Annotated in this window: 1 protein-coding gene; it reads right to left on the bottom strand. The window is 42.3% G+C overall.

The features are described from left to right. Window positions 1–333: hypothetical protein (locus tag A3735_RS30840; protein WP_197485851.1), on the bottom strand; the 333-nt coding region annotated here is incomplete at both ends.

Genomic DNA, 333 nt, shown 5'->3' with positions numbered 1-333 from the left:
GAGCACATAACTTTGCATGCAAAGGCTTAACGAAAACAGTACTGCAGTACTAAGTTCTATATCACCGTCAAACCATGCGTTAGATGCTTGTGATAAAGCGACTGGGGCTAGGAATATTGCGGGTAGACTGACTAGGCCGAAGCAATAAGTAAGAGAGAGTGATAAACCGTAGGCTATGCTGACGTAGGGCATGGCATTCTGAAGTGTCGATCCGTCATTGATAAATAATTGGTCAAAACCTAAAGCAATAAACAACAGGGTGAGACTTATGAAAAATGCGGGTATGCCGTGAATGCGAGCGCTAGAGATTTCTGGCTTAAAACTTAGATTATT

It is taken from the genome of Oleiphilus sp. HI0061, assembly GCF_001635675.1.
This window is presented reverse-complemented; position numbering and strand designations above follow the sequence as displayed.